The sequence below is a fragment of the Spirosoma endophyticum genome, assembly GCF_900112365.1.
Classification (GTDB): Bacteria; Bacteroidota; Bacteroidia; order Cytophagales; family Spirosomataceae; genus Spirosoma; species Spirosoma endophyticum.
This window is the reverse complement of sequence record NZ_FOLQ01000001.1, coordinates 1,000,029-1,024,512: the sequence shown is the minus strand read 5'-3', so window position 1 is coordinate 1,024,512 and position 24,484 is coordinate 1,000,029. Positions and strand designations below refer to the sequence as shown.

The window sequence follows — 24,484 nt, the reverse complement described above, 5'->3', positions numbered from 1 at the left end:
TTATCAAGACAATCGAAGGGAAATTGTAATGACATAGCGGCAAGAGGGATAAGTTATTAGTCTGTTTGTAATCATTGACCTCTTGTATTTGTGATACATATGAGGTTAGAGTGCTGTATATGAAATAGTTGCACTTTGGCTGGTCGATCAGGATTGTGCAATAAATTTCCATGCAGAATCACCAAGCCGCCGGAGCGGTCAGCTATGAAAGGGATGAGTTTGGAGGCATTTCTAAAATAAGCTGATAGTATATTTTGCAAGTCTTTATTCTATTTTTAATCAGATGCTTTGATTTACTATTGTATTTATTAAATGTATTATATATTGCATTTAATATAGCCTTTTAGGGAGATAATGTTAATATATCGTATATAAGTGTTTGGAAATTACAAATTAGTACTTTAAATTTAAATATATGAATATGTAGTAACAATAAAAAGAGATGAAATTTATATAACGTACTGGCAAAAAGTATTGCCTTAAATGTTTTGTTTAGATATATGAAAAAGCTTCATTTAGTAGCATTACTTTTTTATAGAGTCGTGTCCGGTTATATAGTACACAGCCAGAGTGTCTTCAATAATTCAGCTATTATACTAGGTATTTCAGGTGCCACAGGGGTATTTAGCGATCTGCCATAGAGGTTTTCAAATATACACCCAATATGAACATCGCTTTTGGTATTTATAGCAGTTTCGAACGCATAGCTCAATTCTATGTCGCCGAAAATGGGATCCGAAACTATAATAGTATTGATAGTATAGACTGTTTTGGCTATGGCGCCCAAGGATCAAATTCAAATCGTCTCTACTTGCGAACAGAGACAAAGGAACGCCTATTTAGAAATGGCGGTCATAGAGTGAGACAGCCTGCGTTTAATAATCTTAGACTGAGTAGTGCCAGCAAATTTTCATTAGCGGCAGGTATATTCATAGATAATTCATTAGGATTTAATAGAAATGGTCTAGTTAAAACAATATCATTACGACGCCTACTGCAAGTGATCCGCCCCGATAAGTGGGTAGAACCTACTATGCCAAGAGCTTGCGTAAAGCCAAATTGTGCAAGCGTTTTGTTCGACAGTAGGATAGTGTATAGATTATACACTACTTTATCTCTTTACCTGCTCAAAAAATCATGAAAACCAAGATCGCCCTACTGCTACAGGTAGTATGCTTCAGTCTATTCTGCTTTGGCCTAAGTTCACACGAGGTCCAGGCTCACACATGGGTAGGTCAATCTTCGGATTCTCCTGATCGGTCGGCATCCCTAAGTGTGAGCGATGGGCCTTTTTCGGCTGGCAGTCCTTACCGAGGCATTTTATCTGCCCAAGTGGCTCTGAATCAAACCTCATCAACTTCTCCTGTTATGTTTCCTGCTGCAGGGCTATTAATGAATAACACAGGGCAAACCCAGAACGTAGCAGTAGGGTATTATTATTGGGAGGATAGCAAATGGATACGCTTGAGTAAATTCTCAAACTCTACTTCCGCTCGCGAGGCAGCCGTTGGAGCCCCTATTCCTGCATATACATATAGTGAAGCAAAAGCGTTGACAACAGCACCTGGTGATGTTTTTATACTAAAAGAGCCAGGCCAGGAAGGTCTATTTCGAAATGCCAACACACCCTTAAATCCACAGGATACTTTATCGCCCAATGGTATTCGGGATACTAATGGAAATATTATTGCTTCTGGTACCATCATGAATGTCGGTGGACAACGCTATATGCGCGTCATCAACGATGGCATCGTAAATGTAAAATGGTTTGGAGCTGTTGGTCAAAGTGACGCTACCGATGATGCCCCAGCCATTCAGCGAGCCATTAACTATGCCAAATTTTTAGTAAATAGGTATGGCAATGTCTTTAATGTTGCGACAGTATTAATTCCACCAGGAAATTTCAGAATTCGGAAAACTCTTGATCTGACTAAATGCAAGGGTATAGTAATTAAGGGGAGTGGGGGAGGTTATATGAACTCCACTCTGATAGGCAATACGGGTGGTCTTATGCTTGATTTTACGGATTCATTTGCCTCAGGTTGTGAGAACTTGTTTATTCTATCTATAGCTAGTGAACCTAATTATAGCACAATTGGAGCACAATTTGCCCTTGGAACTACTGGTAATGGAGTGGGCTGTTTACTCAAGAACTGCTTCATTGTTATGGCCGATGTACCGTCTGCTAATAATGGACTTGGTACTATAGGTATAATGAATTGCCGGGCTGAGGAGTTTGCTGTTACGGATTGTAGGATTCAAGCTAATATTGGCTGTATTTTCTCCTATAAGAATGATTTAAGTGATGTAAGTTTAGCTTATACTGTCAGTTCGTCTTATGCTACTGTCGTTACAGGCCAGGGAAGTATGGGTGTAGTGAATTTTATCGGTCAGAATTCAATTGTTAACTATGGTAAAGTGCAACCGGCATTGATCTTGAATGGTACGAACTCGTTTAACTTTCATGGATATCTTAGTCGTATTTCAAGCACAGGCGGCACTAACGAATCTGCAATCCTAGTCACTGGACCAGTAACCTATAACTTAACTATTAATGGTACTGTTGAGTCGTTTGCTCAATTATTGCGCGTAAAAAGCCCATTAATTAATTCTACAATTAATGGCGTTGTTGCTAATCAAGAAAACGCCGGATCATCCTTTCCGGCAGGTACTACACGGCATCCTGTAATTGATTTAAGTCAAGGAGGCCAGTTGCAAGGATGTAAAGTCAATATTACTTTTGGAAATGGCCCAGCCGAAATAGGCAGTCGATATTTATTGTATGATAATGGGCAGCCCAATAATCCAAATTACCCAACAGCGATTGTATCTAATAGCGAGATTATTTCTCCCCAGTGGTCAGACAATAACTTTGTCATTAGTACAAATCTGTTTTCAAATACGGATAATAGTGTTTTCAGGACGGCTTATCCTTTCAAGGTTGAGAGTGGTATCTCCAAGCAGTTGTTTCTCAACCCCGTATCAGCGGGTACTGCAGGAACACCAATAACAGCTACAGTAGCTAGGTGGCGAACCACTAATAACCAGAATATAGGAGCTAGAGCAGGCGTCTATAGTGTTACCGTTGAAGGTATAATTAAGGCTGGCACTTACGGGTCTGGTGCTCAGGCTATGGCAAGATTCAGAGGTACAATCAGTATGGCACAGCAATATCTTGGTACAAAAAGTACCTCTCAAAGTACCATGACCATTCTTGATCAAACGACAACAGAACCAGCCTACATTAATATCAGGGGTGCCATTCTATCGCTAGATGTATCAGATCCCAACATTTACAAGATTAATATTACCCCAACTGTAGCAGGAAGTGGAACAGGGGAACCCATTACTATTACTGCTGTATGCGAAGTAAGCAGTGATTTTATTGTGAAGGGAGCCATTATGTTTCCCTAGCGCCTGTATGTTATATACAAATTCAGTTTACAAAAATTATATAACCTAAAAATATAAGGTAAGTATCTTTAATTTGCAGGAAATAAACGGCGGAATCTGACAGTGGGGTTAGCTGCTTCTAAGTTATGAAATGCTCTAATTGCTAAACGGTGGTTATCTCCCACAAATCAATAATTCGACCACTGGTATAAGAGCATTACATGTAGCGTTGTACCTTTGATAGGCGAATATTGATTCGCCTTACGACTATGATTCTGCTTGATAATACCTGTATCAGCGACGATGTTGCTGAAAAATTCTTCGTCTGCAACTTAGATAAATGCAAAGGGGCCTGTTGCGTGGAAGGCGATATGGGCGCCCCTCTGGAAGGGGATGAACCGGCTATTCTTGACCGGATTTATGAGGATGTAAAACCCTACCTTTCGCCCGAAGGAATTCGGGTAATTGAAAAGAAAGGAGGGTACGAATCGGATGGCGAGGGCGGCTTTGTGACCAATACCGTCGCTGGGCGGGAGTGTGTATATGCAACCTGGAACGACAAGGGTATTTTGAAGTGTGGCATTGAAGAGGCCTATAACGATGGCAAAGTTGACTGGAAAAAACCCATTTCCTGCCATCTCTATCCCATTCGGGTTACTAAATACGAATCGTTCCATGCCCTGAACTATGACCGCTGGCCCATTTGTAGCCCAGCCTGTAGTTTCGGCGAGCAGTTGAACGTGCCCATCTATAAGTTTGTCCGCGAAGCCCTTATCCGTGCCTACGGCGAAGAGTGGTATAGCCGACTGACAACGGCGATTGAAAACCCTGCCAGCGCTGAGTAATGCCCGAACAACGCGATTATTTTGAGGAGGTCTACGAAGTTGTACGCCTGATTCCAAAAGGGCGTGTTACGAACTATGGCGCCATTGCCCGCTACCTGAGTCTGCGGGCGGGTGCCCGAATGGTGGGGTGGGCCATGAACGGCTGCCATAATCGACCCGATATACCCGCACATCGGGTTGTTAACAGTGTTGGGCTGTTGACGGGCAAGCATTTTTTCGGTGAGCCGAATGTGATGCAACGGTTGCTCGAAGACGAAGGCGTTCGGGTTGACAGCGACCGTGTTGTTGACTTCAAAACATTACTATGGGACCCGTCAGTTGAGTTGGTGATGTAGAAAGAAATATCGGTCTCAGCCTGAATAGAACTCGGTGATTCCTGTCCAGGCTGCGACCCTTCTATTACGTCGTCAATTAATGGGCACAGTTATAATGCTTCTGCTTAATGTTTTTGTTGATAAACAACTTCGTCAAATGGGCCGAAATTGCCAGCTCAATCGCTACTCAATACCTTTTCCTATGAGATCCTTCCTGCTTCTGTTGTTAACTGTCCTAGCGATTCTTCCGGCTTTTCCCCAATCCATTCCCTCAAAAGTCTATTCGTGGAGTCAGGCACCGGTTATCAAACACACTGGTTATGAGAACAGAACCATTATGGAAGGACCTACGCGGGATTTCAGTAACTTAGCCGTTCACGCAGTAACTCTATTTGCCAATCAGCCCTCGCAGCATAGCCAAACGCTGGATGAGGAGCAACTGATTATTATAAAAGAGGGTGAATTAACCCTGACACTGAATGAAAAGAAGAAAACGCTGGGGCCGGGTAGCGTTGCGCTGGTCATGCCGGGCGATTTACACCGCTTTGAGAACAAAACTAACGTACCACTCACGTATTATGTAATGCAGTATACCTCAAACGAGATGCCAGATCTAGACCTTGACCGATTGGCGGGCGGTTCGTTCTGGATCGACTGGCAAGAGGTGCCTTATAAGACACACGACAAAGGGGGTATTCGGCGGATGTTCGACTGCGGAACGGTAATGACCAAACGATTTGAGATGCACGTCACGACGCTCAACGCCGGTTTATGGAGTCATCAGCCCCACACGCACCGGGCTGCCGAAATTCTGCTTCTGATTGATGGCACGGCTCAGGAAAGTATCGACGGAGTGTTGCAACCAGCGAGTGTTGGCGATGTGATTTTTCTGGAATCAAACGTACTGCACGGTATTCAAAATACTAGTAAAGGAAGCTGTACGTACTTTGCCTTTCAATTCGAGTAGCCGTGCCGATTTAGCTAGCTGGCTGTTGATGTTCTACGGCATTGACTAACGCCGTCAGTACTACCCGCAATTCCTGAATTAGAACCGGGTCTATTATCGTGCCGTCAGCATCCACTTTTTTGCGAACGAAGGGAATAATCAATGACGCGTCTTGGGGTAACTTCGCCGTTAAAACCCCCAACGTGTAAGTTAGTGCTGCATGCGCACGCGAACCACCCATATCAGAGGGGCTGGCGCTGATAACACCAACCGGTTTGTCCACGAACTCGCCCGATGACGCAATCCAGTCTAGCATATTTTTCAGTACGCCCGGCATTCCGTGAATGTATTCTGGCGTACAGAAGAGTACGGCATCGGCTTCCCGGAGCAGAGTACGTAACGTATTGACGGGTTTGGAAGCATTTTCTTTATCTCGCTCGGGACTAAAGTGGGGCAGATCGTCCAGGCCATCATAAAGTGTGACGGTCACCTCATTGGGCGCCAATTCAGCAATTGCCCGTAACAGGAATTTGTTGGTGGAAGCGGCCCGCAGGCTACCTGATATGGCAACGATATTCATACAAACGTAACTGCTATGAAGCTTATTGAACCAAGTCAATGATTGAAGAATATCGCTCGAACTTACTATCGTCCGAGATTATAGTAAGATTTTCGGCCAAGGCTATAGCAATTAATAATCGGTCAAAAGGGTCGCGATGATCCTCGTAAAGAGGTATTGACTGATAAGCGTCTAGATGACGAGGCAGTATTGGCAGTAACTGCATCGCCAATACGCGTACCATTTCCTGAGTAATTTCAGTTGGAGTGCGTTGAGTGTCGAGTTTGCCAACCTTTATTTTAATGGCAATCTCAACCAATGAACTCGTACTAACAAACACCTCATTAGCTGTACTACGTATCAATTCGCTAGCCTTAATAGATAATTTCGGATCAGCCTCCAGCACCCAGAGTAGAATATGTGTATCTAACAGGAAACGCATTACATATACTCCTTTAAATCGCCCAGTGGGTCATTAAAGTCAGGTGATAGCTTAAAACTGCCCTTCATTGTTCCAAATGGACGTTCAGCCATACTTGGTTGATTTACATCAACAAGAGCAATAGGAGGCTTTATCGACTTATTTGTTGCAGCCATCTGTTGGATGAATACCAAAACGGCCTTTGCTGTTTCATCACGGTCATCAATTTCTAATTGATAAATCATGGCATCTACTTGATTTATTATTTATGTGAACAAGTTAGCATTTTCTTTCAAACCTGTAAAAAGACCCGATTGCTACTTATCGCAACACTTTTGTAATCTCGTTTAGTTTCTCCATTTTTTGCACGAAATCGCCTTTGAGTTTGGTACGGATGGCCGTCAGGTTGTCGAGCGTTTCCTGCAAACTGTCGGGCAGGATTTCTTCAAGCACTTCCCGGAATCGTTTCGCGAAGGTGGGCGATTTGCCATTGGTAGAGATGGCAATTTTCAGATCGCCTTTCTTTACAACAGAACTCAGGTAGAAATCGCACAGATCGGGCGTATCTGCTACGTTCACCAGAATGCGCTGGCTCTTGCAGTCAGCCTGGATCTGGTGATTAACAGTCCGGTTATTCGTTCCAACGATCACCAGGTCTTTGTCCGACAAATAGATAGGATGGTATGGCTCCTGAATTAGTTGTAGTTTGGGATGCTGTTGAGCCAGCTTCTGAATCTCGTCCCGAATTTCAGGCGCTACGAGGGTAATACGTGCCTCGGGCGAATTGCCAAGCAGGGCCGTAAGTTTTTCCAGACCGACGTAACCTCCACCCACAATAAGCGTGTGCAGATTCTCAGCCTTGACGAAAATGGGGAAGAGGGTATTCATAAAAAAAGTCGATAGTCGTAAGTCAGCAGGGATAAGTGGTTAGAGACCAGCTTACTCTTATTGACAAACTTACGACTATCGACTGATGACTTGCGACTCTTTTTAAAATTTAAACCCAAGGTTTACACCCAGAATCCGGCGTTTGCTATTGCCACTGCTCAGTACGTCGGCAAATCCATAATGGTAGACAAAATCCAGCATAATCGGGCCTGCATCGAAACCAAGTCCGGCTAGTCCGTTGATGGTAGCGGCCTGGAAATCAGCGTTACCTAAGTTAAAATCATTTTTGTCGGTGCCGAGGGGCGTTGCATATTCAGCACCAACCTGAAGCCGAATGCCCGATACACCCCGATCTGACTGAGCCACTTTGAAACCAATCATGGCCGGAATGTGCAGATACCGCTGATCGATGTTTCCAATGATGTCTCCAACGCTGCCTGCCTGTCCATCACCAGCCTTGTAAAATTGTGAACTGGATGTTAGATATTCAGCCCCAATCTGACCGTAAATTCGACCACCGCCCCGCACGAAGAAGCCAAGTTGATAGCCTAAACGGCCAGTCAAATTTTTGCTGTCGATCGTTTCTCCTTCAAAGCTGGTTGAGTTAGCACCCGCATATACGCCGAAGGTAAAATGCTTATAATTCTGGCGATGCTCCTGACGTTCGGTCGCTTCCACATTTTGCTGACCATCTTCAAAACCCTGGTCATATGCTTTGCTCAAATCGCTTTCGTCATACGTCCGTTCCGACCGACGCCCGTTACCCATACGTTCCTCGTACCGATTGTTGTAGCGGGGTTCTTCTTCCCGTCGCTCATTAAATTGCCGTCGTTCATCCAGCCGATCCTCAAATTGTCGCTCGTATCGACGTTCGTCACGGCGTGATGACCGGTTATCATTGTTGTAACGGTCGTCATACCGGTCATTGTAGGAATTCTGCTGACCAAACACGATCCCTGTAGTGCAAACACCTGCCAGAAGCAGGGCAGTTTTAGTGAAAGTTTTCATAATTCTTGCGTTGAGTAAACCAATACCATCATTTATTCCTACAACCGTGCATCAATTAGGAATGTTTGCGTGAACGGTGGTTAATCGTTTTTTTAAGGGTAATTCGCAAAAAAAAAGCCGCTTTCGTTGGAAAGCGGCTTTTGTATTTTTCCAGGATTAGAACTTGAAGCCTACACTGGCGCTCAGTATCCGACGCTGTGAAGTAGCAAAACCAGTGTTCTGAGCGATAACATCGCTGAAACCATAATGGTACGTTAGGTCCAGGAAGAACGGACCCGCATCGAAACCTAATTGACCTAAGCCGTTGAACGTACCCTTCTTGAATTCCAGATTATTCAGATTGCCAAACGAGTTACTGCTTGAACCAATCTGGTTGGCATACTCCAGACCTAACTGCACCCGTACAGCCGAGATGCCCCGATCCGATTCAACAAGTTTGTAACCGATGTAAACCGGAACCTGGATGTATTTGATGTCAATCTGATCCTTAATATTCGAGGCCGATTGGCCAGAGCCTTGTACAAAGTAGTTTGAACTCGAAGCAAAATATTCAGCCCCAATCTGACCGAAAAGGCGACCACCACCCCGTACGAAGAAACCAGCTTGGTAGCCCAGCCGTCCCGTCAGCTTATCGCTACCTCCATTAGGATTAGTTACTTCGCCTTTGAACTTGGTCGTGTTCAGACCCGCATAAATACCGAATACAAAATTTTTGTAGTCGTTCGCTTTTGTGCCTTTAACGCGCGTTGTGTTATACGTATCATTCGTTGTGGTTACCGTTGTCGTACCATCGGTCGACGCAGGCATGCTGTTCGTTGAGTACGTAGTATTCGGCGTTACCGAGTTCGTACTGTTGGTCGTTCCATCCGAATTTGTCGAACTGTTGGTAGACAACGTACTCGACGGCGTTGTGCCATTACCTGAATTTGTACTATCCGTTGTTACCGACGTACTGTTTGAGGTAGTGGTTGGGGACGAATAAGTAGTAGTAGTTTGGGCATTTGCGATGCCGATGCCGCAAAGGCATAGTACCAAAAGTGAAAACTGACGTTTCATATCCTTGTTGGATGATCGTTGAGTTATATAAAATAAAAAAGGGTGTAACCGAAATTACACCCAATTAACAGGTCTGTCTGTAGCAATGTTTTGAACTATTTTAATTTTGTGCCAAATTTAATCTAACTCATAGAGTAGAAAAAAGCGGTTGTATGAAGCCAGCGTTATTCGGTTCGCATGGTTTTGAAGGCGTTCATTAATCCATTGGTTGAACTGTCATGCGTGGTCACAGGTGCATCATCCTGCAGCTCGGGCAGGATGCGGCTGGCCAGTTGTTTTCCGAGTTCTACGCCCCACTGATCGAAGCTGAAAATGTCCCAGATAACGCCCTGAGTGAAGATTTTATGCTCATAGAGTGCAATGAGGCTACCGAGGGTCCGTGGGGTCAATTTTCTGAAAAGGATCGAATTGGTTGGCCGATTTCCCGAAAACATTTTGAAGGGAGCCAGTGCTTTTATTTCCTCTTCGCTCTTACCCGATTTGCGTAATTCTTCAGCGGCTTCTTCCTCGGTTTTGCCGTTCATCAGGGCTTCCGTTTGGGCAAAATAATTAGCCATTAAAATTTTATGATGCTCACCGATGGGCCGCTGACTGACAGCCGGAGCCAGAAAATCGCAGGGGATGAGTTTCGTTCCCTGGTGAATAAGCTGGTAAAAAGCGTGCTGGCCATTAGTGCCGGGTTCACCCCAGATGATCGGACCCGTCTGGTAATCGACTGGCTTGCCGTCGCGATCCACCGATTTCCCATTGCTTTCCATATCGCCCTGCTGAAAATAAGCCGCGAACCGGTGCATGTATTGATCGTAAGGAAGAATGGCTTCGGTTTGTGCGCCAAAAAAGTTATTGTACCAGATGCCTACCAGACCCAGAATTACCGGCAGGTTTTGCTCGATCGGCGTGTCGCGGAAGTGATTATCCATCGCATGGGCACCGTCCAGCAATTCCTCAAACGTATCGAAGCCAATATATAAGGCAATCGACAGCCCAATCGCCGACCAGAGCGAATACCGGCCACCAACCCAGTCCCAGAATCCAAACATATTGTCGGGGTCAATGCCGAATTTCTCGACGTCCTTTTGATTGGTCGACAGCGCAGCAAAGTGCTTGGCAATGGCCGCTTCGTCTTTGGCAGTATCCAGAAACCACTGTCGGGCCGTCTGGGCATTGGTCATGGTTTCCTGCGTGGTGAAGGTCTTCGACGCAATCAGGAACAGTGTGGTTTCGGGCCGAACGGTTTGCAGGGTTTCGTAGATATGAACTCCATCTACGTTCGAGACAAAATGTACGCGCAACTTTTTGTCATCGGCATAGGGTTTCAGTGCCTCTGTTACCATAACCGGGCCAAGGTCTGAGCCGCCAATGCCGATGTTCACGACGTCGGTAATGACTTCGCCGGTGTAGCCTTTCCACTCACCCGACCGGATTCGCTCCGAGAACGACTTCATGTGCGCCAGAACCTCATTTACATCAGGCATTACGTCCTTGCCGTCCACCAGAATCGGACTGTTGGCGCGGTTACGTAACGCTACGTGCAAGACGGCCCGATCTTCTGTCCGGTTTATTTTATCGCCCGAAAACATCTTACCGATGGCATCCGTCAGCCCGGCCTGGGTGGCCAGTTGTGCGAGTAAGCTGAAGGTTTCGGCGGTAATTCGGTTTTTGGAGAAGTCGAGCAGAATATCCTCAAACTGGCGCGTGAAGGTATCGAACCGGGCTGGATCTTCGGCGAACAGATCGCGGAGGTGCCGGTCTTTCAGGCTGTTATAATGAGCTTGTAGCTGGCTGTAAGCGGGGAGGTCCGTGAAACGATGATTAGCAAGCATAAGTGATTTCTGGTTTGCAGTTATTGGTCTACGGTATTCAGTATACTGTAAACTGACATGTCGGCGCGAATATCGTCAATCCCGGCAATCTTTTTTCCTCTATTTTTACGCGCCCTTCCCATCTGGAAGTAGGGTTATTTTGCCATTAATACGTTGGTTAATGAATCAAAAACTTTTTTATTCGTTAGTACTTGCTGGTTTAGGAATCCTGTTTTTTATCCCGTTTCTAGGGGGCGTTCGCCTGTTCGACTGGGACGAAATTAACTTTGCCGAGTGCGCCCGCGAGATGATGGTACTGGGTGATTATCTGCACGTTCATATTGATTTTAAGCCGTTTTACGAAAAACCACCGCTGTTTTTCTGGTTTCAGTCAATAATGATGCACCTCTTTGGCATCAATGAGTTTTCGGCCCGGCTGCCTAATGCTGTCTGTGGCATCATTACGTTAGTTTACCTTTATAACCTGGGTCAGAAACTGCACGGTCACCGGTTTGGCTTGCTCTGGTCACTGGCGTATCTGGGGTCGGTAACACCCCACTTATATTTTCGATCCGGCATTATTGATCCGTTTTTTAACCTGTTTATTTTCATTGGTTTAGTCAATCTCATTTTTGCGTCCTGGAAACGGGAACGTTTGGGCGGGGCGCTGACCGTACCCAAAAGTGAGTGGACATACGTAGTAACGGGCGGCCTGGTGCTTGGGTTGGCCATCATGACAAAGGGCCCTGTCGCTTACCTGATTATATGCCTGGCGCTGGGTGTGTATGGATTGCTCAGCCGCTTCCGGTGGTTTATTACGCCCCTACAATTCATTGCGTTTTCCATTGCCGCTTCGGTTGTTTCCCTGGCTTGGTATGGGCTTGATATTTTCCTCCACGGCCCGGCCCTGATGCGCGAGTTTCTGGCCTACAACATTCGTCTGTTCAGTACGCCCGATGCCGGACACGCGGGCTTTCCGGGCTATCATATTATCATTCTGCTGGTTGGCTGTTTTCCGGCGTCTATTTTTGGTATTCGGGCATTAGGAACGCTGTTCATCGAGCGGAACTACCAGCGGGAATTTCGGCGGTGGATGCTGATCTTATTCTGGGTTGTGCTGGTCTTGTTCAGCATTGTTCAGTCCAAAATTGTGCATTATTCGTCACTCTGTTATTTTCCGCTCACTTACCTGGCAGCCCTGACACTCATGCAGTTGGAAGAGCGGAAAATTCAATTCAACAACTGGATGAGGGCTGGTTTGCTGCTTGTTGGTGGAATCTATGTAGCGGCTATAATCGGTTTGCCCATTCTGGCGCACCGCATGGATCTGGTGAAATCTGTTGCTGATCAGGACCCATTCACGCAGGGAAATCTGGATGCAACCATCAATTGGACGGGTTGGGAAGTACTGCCGGGCGTGTGGTTACTTATCATCCTGATTCTGGCGCTTGTCTGGTTTAGTCAGCGTGAACCGGACAAAGCTATTGTGGTCCTTTTCGGTGGTATGGCGGTATTCATTACGTTGACGCTCTGGTTTTTTATCGGCCGGATCGAAGGTATCTCGCAGGATGCCGCTATGCGGTTTTTTGAAAAGGCACAGGGGCAGAATGTGTACGTAAAAGCCTACGGATACCACAGTTACGGCCCCTATTTTTATACACAGAAGCAGGCCCCAACGAATCCTAACTACTACAATGACGAATGGCTGCTACGGGGTCGAATCGACAAAGACGTTTGGTTTATCCGTAAGGCCAGTGAGCAACCTACTCTCCTCGATTCCCTGCACGATGTGCGGAAAACGGGCGCGGAAAACGGGTTTGTCTTTTATACGCGATCAGCCAGATAATTAAATTGTCTGACAGGACCTACAACCGGGCCGACGTTCGGATTGGCAGGATTTGTAAGCGAAAATACAGCCTGCTAATCCTGTCGAAAAAATACCTGTTCGATCACAATCCAGAACCTTTTGGCAAACAAAAAGTAGTAGAATAAAAACTTGACTGCTTACGCCAGGATAGAGTATGGAAGGAGCATCGTTGAATCAGGTTCGTATTGGCGATCCACTGACCCGGGTGGATGGTCGTCTAAAAGTAACCGGGGGCGCTAAATATGCCGTCGAATACGATTTGCCTGACATGGCGTATGGTGTGTTGGTGACGAGCACGATTGCCAAGGGACGTATTAAAAACATCGACACATCTGCTGCCGAGAAAGCGCCCGGAGTACTGTCCATTATTACGTATGTAAATTCACCCAAGGTGCCGGGTTATGACGCAAAACCCGATCCGGAAAAGGCACGGGTGGTGGGTCAGGAATTTCGCCTTTTCTACGACGAAAAAATCCACTTCAATAACCAGCCGATTGCGCTGGCCGTGGCTGATACGTTCGAACGGGCAACTTATGCGGCCTCGCTGGTCAAAGTTGAATACGTTCAGGAGTCGCACCAAACTGACATTCGTAAAAATCTGTCTAAAGCTTATACGCCAAAACGCCCGGATAACTCCGCCCGTGGTATCGCGAATGCCTATAAAAGTGCGCCTGTACACATCGAAGAGGAATACCAAACGCCCATACATGTGCACAATCCCATGGAACCACACGCGACGACAGCTGTGTGGGAGGGCGACAGGGTAACAGTTTACAACAAGACGCAGGCGTCCAAACTGGCCCAGAGCGACATTATGAAGGCATTTAGTCTGCCTGAAGCGAATGTCCATGTGCACTCGCCGTTTGTGGGCGGGGCTTTTGGCAGCTCGTCGCGAATCTGGCCGCAGGAAATGGCTGCGATCCTGGGCGCGAAGAAAGTAGGGCGTCCCGTGAAAGTGGCGTTGCGACGCGATCAGGTATTCAACATGGTTGGCTATCGGCCTCGATCTGTTCAAAAAGTGGGACTGGGCGCGACCCCCGACGGAAAATTAGTGGGTATCACCCACGAGGCTTATGGCTCAACGTCGGCCTACGAACAGTTTACGGAACGAACAATTCATCCAACTAAATCGCTATATAATTGCCCAAATCTTAACGCTACGTATCGACTCATTTCACTTGATCTGAGTACGCCCTGCTGGACGCGCGGGCCCGGCGAAACCAGCGGCTCGTTTGCGCTGGAGTCGGCGATGGACGAGCTGGCGTATGCGCTAAAAATGGACCCGATGGCCCTGCGATTGGCCAATTATGCCGAAGTTGATCCGGAAAACGGGACGCCCTGGTCGAGTAACTACCTCAAAATGTGTTACGAACAGGGTGCCAAACGCTTTGGCTGGTCGAAGCGGAATCCGGTTCCCCGCTCAACCCGCGATGGGTCTTGGCTGATCGGGACGGGGATGGCTGCGGGGATATATCACGCCAATCGGTCGCCCGCAACGGCGCGGGCTGTGTTGCAGGCGGATGGTACGCTGATCGTCCAAAGCGCAACCGCCGACGTGGGCCCCGGTACGTATACGATTATGACGCAGATTGCCGCCGACGTGATGGGCATGGACCCCGCCAGGGTCCGTTTTGAACTGGGTGATTCGTCCTTACCTCCGGCACCGGGGCAGTTTGGTTCGCATACCACAGCGTCGGTAGGCTCGGCAGTTCACGACGTTTGTGTAGCGCTGAAAGAGAAGCTACAGGTGTTGGCGGCTGACCAAAAAAACCGTGATGGACAAGCCTACGCCGACCTGCTGAAGCAACGCAATCTGACCCAGATGGACGTAACGAAAGAGTCGAAGGAGGAACCGGATAAAGAGAAACGATCGGGACAATCCTTCTGCGCCAATTTTGTTGAAGTACGCGTGCATGCAGCAACGGGCGAAGTTCGGGTGAGTCGGGTGGTGTCGGCGCTGGATGTGGGCAAAGTAATCAACCAGCACACCGCGCGCAGTCAGGTGCTGGGATCGGTGGTTTGGGGAATTGGTATGGCGCTGATGGAAGATGGCGTTATTGACCACCGTTACGGTCGATACGTGACTAAAGATCTGGCTGACTATCACGTACCCGTCTGCGCCGATGTCCCTGCCATTGATGTCATTCTTATTGATCAACCCGACGCCTTTCTCGATCCCATTGGCGCCAAAGGCATCGGCGAAATTGGTCTGATTGGGTTTGCGGCTGCTATGGCCAACGCAGTATACCATGCCACCGGTAAACGCATCCGGGAATTACCTATCACGCCCGACAAATTGTTGTAATTGCGCTGATTCCAAACCGTTAGGGCGGAACGACAGTTACAAGTATATGACTAACATAACTACTTTTTCTAACCGATCTGTATCAGGCAATAGGATCTGGCCAATGGTTAAACGGGTTTGGCCTCTTGCGCTTATGATTGGCTTAATGGCCTGTGCCCAGACCAGCCAACCCAGCACCGGTTCCCAGAAAACGCTGCGTGTCTCTGTCGGAGAAATCAAAGATATTACGTTGTCCAAAGGGGGGAACGGCTCATGGGAATTAATTGGCGCGTCCGACAATCAGGAGGTTGTGGAAGTATCCCGGCGGAATCTTGCGCCAGCCGTAGATACGTTAAAACGCGATAATACCGGACCAATGATTTTCCAGATAAAAGGTGTTACGTCCGGCACGGCAAATGTTGTTTTCACGAGAAAGGCAATAGACGGAACCGGCAACGGCGAAGTTGTACGTACCTACGTAGTGCAGGTGACGGCTAAGTGATTTGATCAAAACTCTGTATCTGTCTTCAACACTAAGGCTTTTAGGGGAGGAGTAAGCCGTAAACCGTCCTGATTTTCCCCGCTAATAGTCGAATTCGGCTTTATGCTTTTCAATGAAATCAGCCCATCTTTCCGGTTGCCTTCCTGTAATTTCAGGAAAATTATCAAACGTATCATCGGCGCCAGGGATAGTGCCAGCCGCATACCGTTTCCAATGATCATATACACAGTTCATGTAAGCCATTTCGGCCCCTGCATGCTGCATAGCGCGCAGAAATACCTCAGGAGAAAGTGGCTCATATCGGAACGATTTACCAACGATAGAAGTCATTAAGGTGGCTATTTCATCAAAATTTTTGGCATCATACCCTAGTCTGTAGGTTTTTCCACTATGCAATTCTGGATGAGTCAAAGCTAGCGCAGCTACCTGCGCCACATCCTCAACATCTACCCAGCTCAGGCGGGCGTTATCAACATACGCATGGATTACCCCGGCTTCAATCGCTTTTTTACCGCCGTAGCTCAATAGATTTTGCATGAACGTTTCAGGACGCAAATGCGTATAGGAAAATCCAGACCACTCAATATACCGTTCAATCAGTTGATGCCATGCCCAATGGGCAACAGTCGTGTCGTCGCGGCCACATGCCCCCAGATGCACCACATGCTGTACCCCCGCTTTCCTGGCATTATCCAGTAAAGCTTTACTCTGACGCAACATATCAACGGTATAGCCAGTAATGATAAGGACACGGTCAATGCCCTTAAAAGCAGGCAGATGGGTACGTTCATCGTCAAAATCAAGGGTGACCGTTTCAATTCCCTCTGCCATATAAAGAGCGGCTTTCTCTGGTGAACGTACCGCAGCCACCAAGTCGATTTCTTTATTTGAGCGCAGGAAGTCGATCGTTTTACTACCAACCTGTCCGGTTGCGCCGGTAATGAGTATTTTGGGATGTGCCGTGTTTGACATAGAGATGATTGCCGTGTTTATGCTATAAATTGCCCAGGCACAAAAGTACCCGCTGCCAAATCATTGCCAGTTGATTTAAAACAAGAAATACACTTGATCTATGTCAATCTGAATTATTCATGGGACGTAATCGTCTTCTTAATGCGACTTAACGTCTCCGGAGCGAGACCCAGATAAGAGGCAATCAAATTTTGGGGAACTCGTCGAATAAGCTCAGAATTGTTTTGAGCCAGCTGGATATATTTTTCGGCTGCAGTGTGTGTGTTCGAACTTACCAGTCTCCGCTCTTTTGTGACTAAACTATTCTGAAAAAGAATCCGAAAATAACGGTCCATTACAGGGACTTTCAACGTCATTTCCTCGAAATCTGATCGCGTGATCATCAACAATTCGGCGTCTTCAATGGCATCTATATTTAAAACAGCTTTTTCGCCGGAAAAGAAACTATACATATCTGAAGTCCACCAGCCTTCCCAGGCAAACAAATTCATGTGCTCATCACCCTTTTCATCTACGTTGTACGATCTGAGCAAGCCTTTCTCCACAAAGGACATGTATTTGCAAACATCGCCTTCCTGAAGAAGATACTGTTTTTTTCTAAGCTTTTTGGAAACAAAGAACGTTTTTATAGTGTCTTTCTCCGCCTGAGTCAGCGATACCTTTGCCAGAATATGAGAGAAAAAAACGTCAAACATTTGCCATTTCTATGTTAGGAGCGCCCTCTTTCTGCGAGAGGGAATCAAATATAAAATTCTTTTTCCAGCTATTTAACACCTTAGTGTACGACTTCCGCCAAAAGCAATGATCGTTTCATTTACGTAACGTATCGGCTTGCATGGCGTCAATCTACTCCTTAAACGCAATAGCTGTTAGTTCGCTTGCCAACGCCAGCATCCCTAACATAATCGCCAGACGAGTTTGTCCGGTTCTGTAGAGCAGAAAGAAAGCAAGGCCAAACATAGTCAGAGCAAAAAGGGAGCGATAGGGGAAATCCAATCGGTACCCAGAACGGGGAGCGGCAAAGAGTCCCCATAACGTAGCAGCGACCAGAGGAAGGCCAATGGCGATTATATATTTCCCGTAGGGATGCTGGGTGCTGTGAAAACCAGCGTAGCCAAACGAGCCTAACATACCGAGTTCAAGCAGAAAATAAAGTATCTGATTAAGGCCTTTTAGTAGGTGCATGGGTTGACTTGTGTTGAAACTTCCCGAAAGTGATTAGCCTTCGGGAAGTTAGGTTCGCTCTCTAAATTTTACGACCAATAGTCAAATTTCTTCTTTGTGAAAATTGACTTCGGAATCATGGCATGAACCCCCAACGTCTGGTCTACAACCTGACTGACCTCAAAATCGACGGCGGTGCTGGCGATGGACAGAGCCTCGTTGAACGTAAAACCCAACTCATCTTTGATAAAGGCACAGGCTTCCGAAAGAGCCATTTTCATGGCTTTGTTCAGGTCTTTATCCAGTCCAACGGCAATGAAATGAGTCGATGTTTCGGCTCTTGGTTGTTTGAGCGCCTTGCCTTTGTGAACAATAAACTTGACGGTTAACGTAATGGCCGTTTCAATGGCGACGCCACTCACTTCGCCGTTTCCCTGCGCCCCGTGTCCGTCGCCTGTGGTAAATAGGCCGCCCGGCACCGATACGGGCAGGTGCAAGGTACTGCCCTTCGTTAAGTGTTTGATGTCCAGATTGCCCCCGAAAAAGTTTGGCGGAATCGAACTCTGCCGACCCAGATCGGCGGGTGGCGATAAGGCCATTACGCCCATAAAGGGTTTCAACGGAATCTCAACACCTTCTTTAAGCGACGCCATTTTGTGTTTCGAATCATACCGATAGACGAACGTTTCGCGGGTCTTCACTTCATCGGGAATACCACCGCCACCCGGCCACACGCTGTTGACGCCAAATGGGGCCGGAAACGTCATGTCGAGAATGCGAATCTCCATGCTATCACCGGGTTGCGCACCGTCGATATACACGGGTCCCGTTAGCATATGCCCGCGAATGCCCGATGGTTCGGGCTTCACATTTTTCATAATCGTGATGACTTCCTGCGCGTGCTGATCAAGGGGCAGGTTGTTTTTGGTGTAAAACTCCTCTGGATTTGTCCGACTCACACCCGACGGATTGACCGTCTGAATTTCAACGACATCGCCATCTTTTACTTTATACACCGGAGGGACGTCAGCGCCAAAATAACCCCAAACCATATTTTCCGGCAGGGATCGAACAACATGGTCGGCTTTAATTGGTAACGTATTGGCATACAGATCTTCGGCTTGGTCCGTATTAAGCTTTGCCTGATCAATAACGTTGGCGGTCAGACTGCCTGTCGAGAGAATCGCCAGCCCATTTCGGGTGGTCTTTTGCAAAAAGGATCGTCGGGATGTTTTCATCAGGTCGTATAATTGAGTGGCTCAGCCAATAAGCCTACTAATATAAAAAACGGACGATCAATTGGTAGCCTTCCGGGGGTTATATGGCTAATTATGTGTAAAATAGGCTAAACAACCGTCCTGCTACTACGTTTACGTTCCAGCATTAACCTGATTTACCCGTGTCGTTACCCACGTCTGCCGCTGAACAATCGGCGCCCAACAAATGGATTATTCTGGGCACTGTCGTATTCGGGACCTTCATGTCAACGCTCGACAGCAGTATCGTCAATATTGCGCTGCCAACGATCCGGCGCCAACTGAACGCGGGCGACAGTGTCGAGTGGATTGTGTTGTGTTACCTGCTCACAACGACCAGTACGTTGCTTATTATGGGCAAACTGTCGGATTGGGTGGGCCGTCGACAGCTTTACATTACCGGATTTTGCGTATTTGTGCTGGGGTCAATGCTTTGTGGCCTGGCATGGAACCTCTGGTCGCTGGTGGCATTTCGGGTACTTCAGGGTCTGGGTGCTTCCATGATCTATGCCATCGGACCAGCCATTATCAGCGATGCCTTTTCGCCCCAGGAGCGGGGTCAGGCGTTGGGGCTAATGGGGTCGGTCGTCGCTGCGGGTTCCAGCGCCGGACCCGTTATTGGTGGGTTATTATTGGGGAAATTTGGCTGGTCGAGTATCTTTTTTGTGAACGTACCAATTGGCTTAATCGCCATCTGGCGGGCGTGGACGATATTGCCTAATAGTCCGAAAGTGACTAACCAACGCTTCGATCTAGTGGGCGCAGGCCTATTTCTGATTGGTGTTACTACGTTGCTGACCGGCCTGGATTTCGGCCCGGAGCCACAATACGGCTGGAATGCCCCACTCGTAATTGGGTTACTATCCATTGGAACAATTCTGCTGGTGTTGTTTCTCCTTTGGGAAATGCGGGTCAGTGAGCCGATGCTACGACTCAGTCTATTCCGTGTCAGACCGTTTACCGCTGCTATTTTGGCCGCTTTTTGTGGATTCGTGGCTTCTGGCGGAAACCTGTTCATAATCCCTTTCTTCTTGCAGCAGCTACTGGGTCTAAACCCCGGACAGGCCGGGCTGGTGTTGCTGGCCGGTCCACTGACTCTCAGTATTGTCGCTCCACTTGGCGGCTACCTTTCCAGCCGGGTCAGTACCCGATGGTTGTCCAGTTTTGGCTTGTTGATGGCCGCCATTGGCTACTTTGCTTTTTCGTTTCTGGACGCCGGTTGGGATTGGAAAGATGTCGTCTGGCGGAGTTCACTGGTAAGTTTGGGCTTTGGCCTGTTTCAGTCGCCCAACAGCAGCAGCGCCCTGAATTCGGCGCCGTTAGCGCAACGCGGCATTGCCAGCAGCATGATTGCCTTTATGCGTAACTTAGGATTTGTCGTCGGTATTGCGCTGGCGGCTGCCGTCTGGTACAGCACGCGCAACCGTTATGGACTAGCTCATAACGTATCGCCCGAAGCGACGGCGGCCCAACTGCTCGGCATGCATTACGCGTATCTGATCATGACCGGTTTAGTACTGACGGGTGCCATCATTTCCTTTACGCGGGGTAGGGCCAGTCAGCCATCCCAACCGGTCGTTGTCCCTGAAGGTCCGATGGCGGGTGCCGCCGGATAGAAAAGACAAAAGCCACTACGTCAATGTAATGGCTTCTGTCAGATAGAATCTATTTTATCGCTTCGGTCCGATAGCGTCGTAGATGACTACTTTTTCCCACAAAGACGAATAATTATTGCGGAAATCATCGTGAATGGGGTGTTTTTGGTAGGCTTCCTCATCGGCGGGACTATCGAAAAAACATAACCACGAGTAGGTATAGCTTCGCTCGATCACATCCCGGTTTGTGGCGGCAGGCGTGCCAATATGGACCATTTTGATGGTAGGGCACTTCGCCAGCTTATTCAGGCCTTCCAGCAACTTTGCTTTATCGGCCGCGTTCCCTGCGTTTTTGAGGTAGAATAAAACGTGGTGAACGAACAGCTCTTTGGGGGCACTTTCCAGGGATGGCAAGCCCGCGCCTAACCCGGCGGCAACGCTACTTTTAACAAATGTTCTCCGTGATGGTTGGTTCATGAGGTATTCCGACGTTTGGCGAATAAAAACTAACAGCGGCAAAAATGCCGACTCATTATTGTTCCGACAAATCTACCTGATAATTTAGCCGCCTTACCGCACGATCTGTACTTTTTTAGCTTTCCTTTCAGTAGAGAATAGCAAAGGAATTAGGATGCTATGCGGTTCTTTAGCCCCTAAGTACGTCTGTTTAAAAGAGTAGCATTTATTGATCGGGTGAATTCAGGCAGGCAAGTACGGTAAAAATGACGGCTAGTATGGAGGCAATCGTGCGGATGGTATTCAGGCGGTTCCAGGGCATTTCAAACGCAACCCGTTGAGCCGCAATCTCCGAGGCAGAAGCTGAGGATAGATTAAACGCATCCAACGCTTCATTGAGGGGGACATTGCCAGCCATCGTAACACCCATTACCCCAACGAGATACACCACTGTTGCTGCTAGTAAAAACCAGAACCGCATGGATAACGGCTGTGCATAGTTCGAGTAGGTACACAAGGGCAATAACAGGGCCGTTCCCATAAACCCGGCAAAGAAAACCGGATTCAAAATAGCCCGGTTGATGGACTGCATGGCCGCTACGTAGGCAGTGTCCGATAACCGATTCAGCCCTGGGTTCACCGAGAAGGAATAGGCGTAGAAAAGCCCGGCCATCAGGGCTGTTGTCGTTGCGGTGGTGACGAGCAGTATATTCTGGGTTGTAGGCATATCGTTTTCGCTTACCTGATCTGACAGCTAAAATGGCCATTTCGGCTACCTGATTCCGCATGACTTCATAGAATAGCGCGCCAAGTCTATACCGAAGCAAATACGACAATTTCAGCCATCAGGGCAATCAAATGACAGGCGTACGTCTTCTTTCGTAATGATTGTTAGTTAATGGTTAAGCCGTTCAGCTTCCTGCAACGGCAAGCAAGCTGGATCGAATGCCTATCTTTGGACATGACCACTTCCTCACGAATCAATAATCAATTGCTGGTTATTGTATTTGCTCAATTTGCCGGTACGTCCCTTTGGTTTGCCGGTAACGCCATTCTACCTGAACTGCAACCTTTTCTGAAGAATACGGAGCTTACCAGTTGGATTACTTCGTCCGTCCAGATTGGCTTCATTACGGGTACATTACTTTACGCATTACTGTCCATACCCGATCGGTTTCGCTCCACCTACGTCTTTCTGGTATCCGTTACGTTGGCCGCCCTGGTCAATCTGATCTGGCTATTAATGCCCGTAAAAGCAGAAACGTTGCTGATCAGCCGATTCATGATCGGTTTCTTTCTGGCCGGTGTCTATCCGGTTGGGATGAAGATTGCGGCTGATTTATTTAAAGCCGGACTAGGGAAAGCGATGGGCTTTCTGGTGGGTGCGCTGGTGCTGGGCACGGCCTTCCCCTACCTGATTCGGGGCGTAGGAGGGAGTTTTCCTTATCGGACACTGATGTTGTCAGTCAGTCTTTTAGCAATAAGTGGGGGCGTTTTGCTGACCGCCGTTGTACCCGCCAAACCGGTACTGAACCGGGGTAATTTCTTTCGCTTTCAGGCGCTGCTCTCGTTGTTCAGACCATCCGCTTTTAGGCCCGCCATGCTGGGTTACTTTGGCCATATGTGGGAGCTGTACACGCTTTGGGCTTTTTTGCCAACGTTGATCGCCTATTACAAACAGCAACATCCCACCGCTGAGTTACCGATTCCTTTATGGACGTTTGGCGCAATTGCGGCTGGCGTGATCGGGTGCGTGGGTGGGGGATACGCTGCTTTGCAGGTTGGGAGTACGCGTGTTGCCCGGTTGTTATTGATGGCCTCCGGCCTATGTATTGCGTTGACACCGTTGATGTTAAGTGGGCCACCTTTCCTGTTTGGGCTTTTTCTGCTCGTATGGGGAGCTACGGCGGCTGGCGACTCCCCACAGTTTTCTACCCTGGTCGCCAGTCGCGCTACCATTGACAACCGGGGGAGTATTCTAACGCTCGTTACCTGTTTTGGCTTTCTCCTGACGGTACTATCCATCCAATTGATGGCCTGGCTGGTCGCTCAGGTCGGGATCTCAGGCTGGTTATTTTATCTGCTGCTTCCCGGTCCTCTGTTGGGGCTTTGGTCAATGCGCTAAATGGCTTAGGATAACAAAACGCAATCCCTCTTCCCCTAAGTGCTACGTTGTTATTTGTTTGCGGGTTTTTCTTTATAGACAAGCACAAAGTCCAGATAGGCCAGATTAGACCCCTTATTGTAGTGTAAGGTAAGCAGATTGGGACCGGCCGTCGGGAAAGTAATCTCGCCAACTGTAGCTTGTGTCCAGCGATGAAAGTCGCCCGTATTCTCCGGCATGACCAGATTGACCACCTTTTTGTTATTCAGCCAAAGTTCTGATTTGTTGTCCTGATAGCCGTAGACTGTAATCATTCTGTACACACCCGGCACTTTTACATCAATTGTATAATTCGTCCATTCGCTATCTTCCTGCCAGCCGATGTATAGCTGATTCACTTTAGGGTCGACTTTGTTGGGATGGTTGAAGTCGGCAAAGTCTTTGGTAAACGAAATATCGACGCCTTCCTTTTCCCTGAAATGCACTAAATAATCGGAGACGCCCGGCCGCTGATGATCGGGTTTCCGGTTGAGTTCGCCACTGCCCTTGTTGATCGGGTCGGTATCGTGATAGGCAATGCCTTCGCCCCCCAGATCGTAATACGCCAGTTCCACACGTCCCGGAATGAGTTGGGCTCCTTTTGTGTATTCGGCGTCTTTGAAGGGTTTTCCTTTATACTCTATAGGCACCTGGCCAAAGGTTATCAATGTGCGGCTCATCATCAAAAGCAGGACGATACTTAGCCGTTCTATAAAGCAATTTGTGTGGTATTGCATAGGATTAAGGAACTCGACCGTCCGATACGTTTAAGAGGGTGATGAACGTAAAAGCATTTTTAGATCACATCTACCACAGAAAGTTTTGTCCACAGAGCGGTCCGCCGTTGCGGCACAGAGGACACAGAGAAAAGTCTGATTCATTGGTTTATGTCTCTGTGTCCTCTGTGCCGCAACGGCGGACCGCTCTGTGGTCAATAAATTGAGGGATCTCTTAAGCATAAAAAAAGCTCCCTGGTAATCCGGGGAGCTTGTATCGTATAAGCGACAAGTTGA

Annotated in this window: 23 protein-coding genes; 9 read left to right on the top strand and 14 right to left on the bottom strand. The window is 47.7% G+C overall.

Annotated elements, in window-relative coordinates:
* Positions 1–1,368 precede the first annotated feature (1,368 nt).
* The 4 genes from BM202_RS04015 to BM202_RS04000 all read left to right on the top strand — a co-directional run bounded on the left by BM202_RS04015 (position 1,369) and on the right by BM202_RS04000 (position 5,519).
* Positions 1,369–3,414: a hypothetical protein gene (locus tag BM202_RS04015; protein WP_093823160.1), complete on the top strand. Its 2,046-nt coding sequence runs from the start codon at positions 1,369–1,371 to the stop codon at positions 3,412–3,414.
* A gap of 248 nt (positions 3,415–3,662) precedes the next feature.
* On the top strand, positions 3,663–4,238 hold the full coding sequence (locus BM202_RS04010; RefSeq protein ID WP_093823158.1) for a DUF3109 family protein: 576 nt from the start codon (positions 3,663–3,665) through the stop codon (positions 4,236–4,238).
* Entirely contained in the window at positions 4,238–4,573 is a 336-nt protein-coding gene (locus BM202_RS04005; RefSeq protein ID WP_093823157.1) for an MGMT family protein, read from the top strand. The genes BM202_RS04010 and BM202_RS04005 overlap by 1 nt, the downstream gene beginning before the upstream one ends.
* Before the next feature lie 181 nt (positions 4,574–4,754).
* Positions 4,755–5,519 carry a cupin domain-containing protein gene (locus BM202_RS04000; protein WP_093823155.1) on the top strand — a complete coding sequence of 255 codons (765 nt, stop codon included), beginning with the start codon at positions 4,755–4,757 and terminating at the stop codon, positions 5,517–5,519.
* 10 nt (positions 5,520–5,529) lie between these two features.
* Here BM202_RS04000 and BM202_RS03995 read toward each other — a convergent pair whose 3' ends face one another.
* The 7 genes from BM202_RS03995 to pgi form a co-directional block, all read right to left on the bottom strand.
* The gene (locus BM202_RS03995) at positions 5,530–6,078 is read right to left on the bottom strand and encodes an NADPH-dependent FMN reductase (protein ID WP_093823153.1); all 549 of its coding nucleotides are present in this window, start codon (positions 6,076–6,078) and stop codon (positions 5,530–5,532) included.
* Between the two features lie 22 nt (positions 6,079–6,100).
* Complete coding sequence (locus tag BM202_RS03990; protein WP_093823152.1) at positions 6,101–6,499, bottom strand: type II toxin-antitoxin system VapC family toxin; 399 nt, start codon at positions 6,497–6,499, stop codon at positions 6,101–6,103.
* Entirely contained in the window at positions 6,499–6,723 is a 225-nt protein-coding gene (locus tag BM202_RS03985) for a hypothetical protein (protein ID WP_093823148.1), read from the bottom strand. The genes BM202_RS03990 and BM202_RS03985 overlap by 1 nt, the downstream gene beginning before the upstream one ends.
* Before the next feature lie 76 nt (positions 6,724–6,799).
* A complete protein-coding gene (locus BM202_RS03980) occupies positions 6,800–7,366 on the bottom strand; it encodes a precorrin-2 dehydrogenase/sirohydrochlorin ferrochelatase family protein (RefSeq protein WP_093823144.1) in 567 nt (188 codons plus the stop codon).
* Between the two features lie 102 nt (positions 7,367–7,468).
* Positions 7,469–8,374: a hypothetical protein gene (locus BM202_RS03975; protein ID WP_093823142.1), complete on the bottom strand. Its 906-nt coding sequence runs from the start codon at positions 8,372–8,374 to the stop codon at positions 7,469–7,471.
* Between the two features lie 156 nt (positions 8,375–8,530).
* The gene (locus BM202_RS03970) at positions 8,531–9,430 is read right to left on the bottom strand and encodes a hypothetical protein (RefSeq protein ID WP_093823140.1); all 900 of its coding nucleotides are present in this window, start codon (positions 9,428–9,430) and stop codon (positions 8,531–8,533) included.
* 164 nt (positions 9,431–9,594) lie between these two features.
* The gene (gene pgi, locus BM202_RS03965; RefSeq protein WP_093823139.1) at positions 9,595–11,253 is read right to left on the bottom strand and encodes a glucose-6-phosphate isomerase; all 1,659 of its coding nucleotides are present in this window, start codon (positions 11,251–11,253) and stop codon (positions 9,595–9,597) included.
* Between the two features lie 160 nt (positions 11,254–11,413).
* On the opposite strand from pgi, the gene BM202_RS03960 reads away from it, so the two are divergent.
* The 3 genes from BM202_RS03960 (at position 11,414) to BM202_RS03950 (ending at position 15,885) form a co-directional block, all read left to right on the top strand.
* Positions 11,414–13,078, top strand: a complete 1,665-nt coding sequence (locus tag BM202_RS03960) for an ArnT family glycosyltransferase (RefSeq protein WP_093823137.1) — start codon at positions 11,414–11,416, stop codon at positions 13,076–13,078.
* 175 nt (positions 13,079–13,253) lie between these two features.
* Entirely contained in the window at positions 13,254–15,404 is a 2,151-nt protein-coding gene (locus BM202_RS03955) for a xanthine dehydrogenase family protein molybdopterin-binding subunit (RefSeq protein WP_093823136.1), read from the top strand.
* Between the two features lie 133 nt (positions 15,405–15,537).
* A complete protein-coding gene (locus BM202_RS03950; RefSeq protein ID WP_245776511.1) occupies positions 15,538–15,885 on the top strand; it encodes a hypothetical protein in 348 nt (115 codons plus the stop codon).
* 81 nt (positions 15,886–15,966) lie between these two features.
* Here the strand turns inward: BM202_RS03950 and BM202_RS03945 are convergent, their stop codons facing one another.
* From BM202_RS03945 to BM202_RS03930, 4 genes are all read right to left on the bottom strand, one after another.
* Positions 15,967–16,857 carry an SDR family oxidoreductase gene (locus BM202_RS03945; protein ID WP_093823135.1) on the bottom strand — a complete coding sequence of 297 codons (891 nt, stop codon included), beginning with the start codon at positions 16,855–16,857 and terminating at the stop codon, positions 15,967–15,969.
* 113 nt (positions 16,858–16,970) lie between these two features.
* The gene (locus tag BM202_RS03940; protein ID WP_093823134.1) at positions 16,971–17,552 is read right to left on the bottom strand and encodes a Crp/Fnr family transcriptional regulator; all 582 of its coding nucleotides are present in this window, start codon (positions 17,550–17,552) and stop codon (positions 16,971–16,973) included.
* Between the two features lie 151 nt (positions 17,553–17,703).
* A complete protein-coding gene (locus tag BM202_RS03935; RefSeq protein ID WP_093823133.1) occupies positions 17,704–18,042 on the bottom strand; it encodes a YrdB family protein in 339 nt (112 codons plus the stop codon).
* A 68-nt stretch (positions 18,043–18,110) separates the two neighbouring features.
* Positions 18,111–19,259, bottom strand: coding sequence for an acetamidase/formamidase family protein (locus BM202_RS03930; RefSeq protein WP_093823132.1), 1,149 nt, complete (start codon positions 19,257–19,259; stop codon positions 18,111–18,113).
* A gap of 161 nt (positions 19,260–19,420) precedes the next feature.
* Here BM202_RS03930 and BM202_RS03925 point away from each other — a divergent pair, with 161 nt between their 5' ends.
* Positions 19,421–20,893 carry an MFS transporter gene (locus BM202_RS03925; RefSeq protein ID WP_245776510.1) on the top strand — a complete coding sequence of 491 codons (1,473 nt, stop codon included), beginning with the start codon at positions 19,421–19,423 and terminating at the stop codon, positions 20,891–20,893.
* 54 nt (positions 20,894–20,947) lie between these two features.
* Here BM202_RS03925 and BM202_RS03920 read toward each other — a convergent pair whose 3' ends face one another.
* Positions 20,948–21,349 carry a Dabb family protein gene (locus BM202_RS03920; protein WP_093823131.1) on the bottom strand — a complete coding sequence of 134 codons (402 nt, stop codon included), beginning with the start codon at positions 21,347–21,349 and terminating at the stop codon, positions 20,948–20,950.
* A gap of 205 nt (positions 21,350–21,554) precedes the next feature.
* Positions 21,555–22,055, bottom strand: coding sequence for an anthrone oxygenase family protein (locus BM202_RS03915; protein WP_093823130.1), 501 nt, complete (start codon positions 22,053–22,055; stop codon positions 21,555–21,557).
* Between the two features lie 234 nt (positions 22,056–22,289).
* Between BM202_RS03915 and BM202_RS03910 the strand changes: the two genes are divergently transcribed.
* Complete coding sequence (locus BM202_RS03910; RefSeq protein WP_093823129.1) at positions 22,290–23,453, top strand: MFS transporter; 1,164 nt, start codon at positions 22,290–22,292, stop codon at positions 23,451–23,453.
* A gap of 50 nt (positions 23,454–23,503) precedes the next feature.
* On the opposite strand, the gene BM202_RS03905 is transcribed toward BM202_RS03910, so the two are convergent.
* Entirely contained in the window at positions 23,504–24,208 is a 705-nt protein-coding gene (locus tag BM202_RS03905; protein ID WP_093823128.1) for a carbohydrate-binding protein, read from the bottom strand.
* Positions 24,209–24,484: the final 276 nt, after the last annotated feature.

Excerpts from the sequence above, each read along its gene's own strand:
- BM202_RS04015 (WP_093823160.1), top strand. The coding sequence starts at position 1,369 with ATGTTTCCTGCTGCAGGGCTATTAATGAATAACACAGGGCAAACCCAG.
- BM202_RS04010 (WP_093823158.1), top strand. The coding sequence starts at position 3,663 with ATGATTCTGCTTGATAATACCTGTATCAGCGACGATGTTGCTGAAAAA.
- BM202_RS04005 (WP_093823157.1), top strand. The coding sequence starts at position 4,238 with ATGCCCGAACAACGCGATTATTTTGAGGAGGTCTACGAAGTTGTACGC.
- BM202_RS04000 (WP_093823155.1), top strand. The coding sequence starts at position 4,755 with ATGAGATCCTTCCTGCTTCTGTTGTTAACTGTCCTAGCGATTCTTCCG.
- BM202_RS03995 (WP_093823153.1), bottom strand. The coding sequence starts at position 6,078 with ATGAATATCGTTGCCATATCAGGTAGCCTGCGGGCCGCTTCCACCAAC.
- BM202_RS03990 (WP_093823152.1), bottom strand. The coding sequence starts at position 6,499 with ATGCGTTTCCTGTTAGATACACATATTCTACTCTGGGTGCTGGAGGCT.
- BM202_RS03985 (WP_093823148.1), bottom strand. The coding sequence starts at position 6,723 with ATGATTTATCAATTAGAAATTGATGACCGTGATGAAACAGCAAAGGCC.
- BM202_RS03980 (WP_093823144.1), bottom strand. The coding sequence starts at position 7,366 with ATGAATACCCTCTTCCCCATTTTCGTCAAGGCTGAGAATCTGCACACG.
- BM202_RS03975 (WP_093823142.1), bottom strand. The coding sequence starts at position 8,374 with ATGAAAACTTTCACTAAAACTGCCCTGCTTCTGGCAGGTGTTTGCACT.
- BM202_RS03970 (WP_093823140.1), bottom strand. The coding sequence starts at position 9,430 with ATGAAACGTCAGTTTTCACTTTTGGTACTATGCCTTTGCGGCATCGGC.
- pgi (WP_093823139.1), bottom strand. The coding sequence starts at position 11,253 with ATGCTTGCTAATCATCGTTTCACGGACCTCCCCGCTTACAGCCAGCTA.
- BM202_RS03960 (WP_093823137.1), top strand. The coding sequence starts at position 11,414 with ATGAATCAAAAACTTTTTTATTCGTTAGTACTTGCTGGTTTAGGAATC.
- BM202_RS03955 (WP_093823136.1), top strand. The coding sequence starts at position 13,254 with ATGGAAGGAGCATCGTTGAATCAGGTTCGTATTGGCGATCCACTGACC.
- BM202_RS03950 (WP_245776511.1), top strand. The coding sequence starts at position 15,538 with ATGATTGGCTTAATGGCCTGTGCCCAGACCAGCCAACCCAGCACCGGT.
- BM202_RS03945 (WP_093823135.1), bottom strand. The coding sequence starts at position 16,857 with ATGTCAAACACGGCACATCCCAAAATACTCATTACCGGCGCAACCGGA.
- BM202_RS03940 (WP_093823134.1), bottom strand. The coding sequence starts at position 17,552 with ATGTTTGACGTTTTTTTCTCTCATATTCTGGCAAAGGTATCGCTGACT.
- BM202_RS03935 (WP_093823133.1), bottom strand. The coding sequence starts at position 18,042 with ATGCACCTACTAAAAGGCCTTAATCAGATACTTTATTTTCTGCTTGAA.
- BM202_RS03930 (WP_093823132.1), bottom strand. The coding sequence starts at position 19,259 with ATGAAAACATCCCGACGATCCTTTTTGCAAAAGACCACCCGAAATGGG.
- BM202_RS03920 (WP_093823131.1), bottom strand. The coding sequence starts at position 21,349 with ATGAACCAACCATCACGGAGAACATTTGTTAAAAGTAGCGTTGCCGCC.
- BM202_RS03915 (WP_093823130.1), bottom strand. The coding sequence starts at position 22,055 with ATGCCTACAACCCAGAATATACTGCTCGTCACCACCGCAACGACAACA.
- BM202_RS03910 (WP_093823129.1), top strand. The coding sequence starts at position 22,290 with ATGACCACTTCCTCACGAATCAATAATCAATTGCTGGTTATTGTATTT.
- BM202_RS03905 (WP_093823128.1), bottom strand. The coding sequence starts at position 24,208 with ATGCAATACCACACAAATTGCTTTATAGAACGGCTAAGTATCGTCCTG.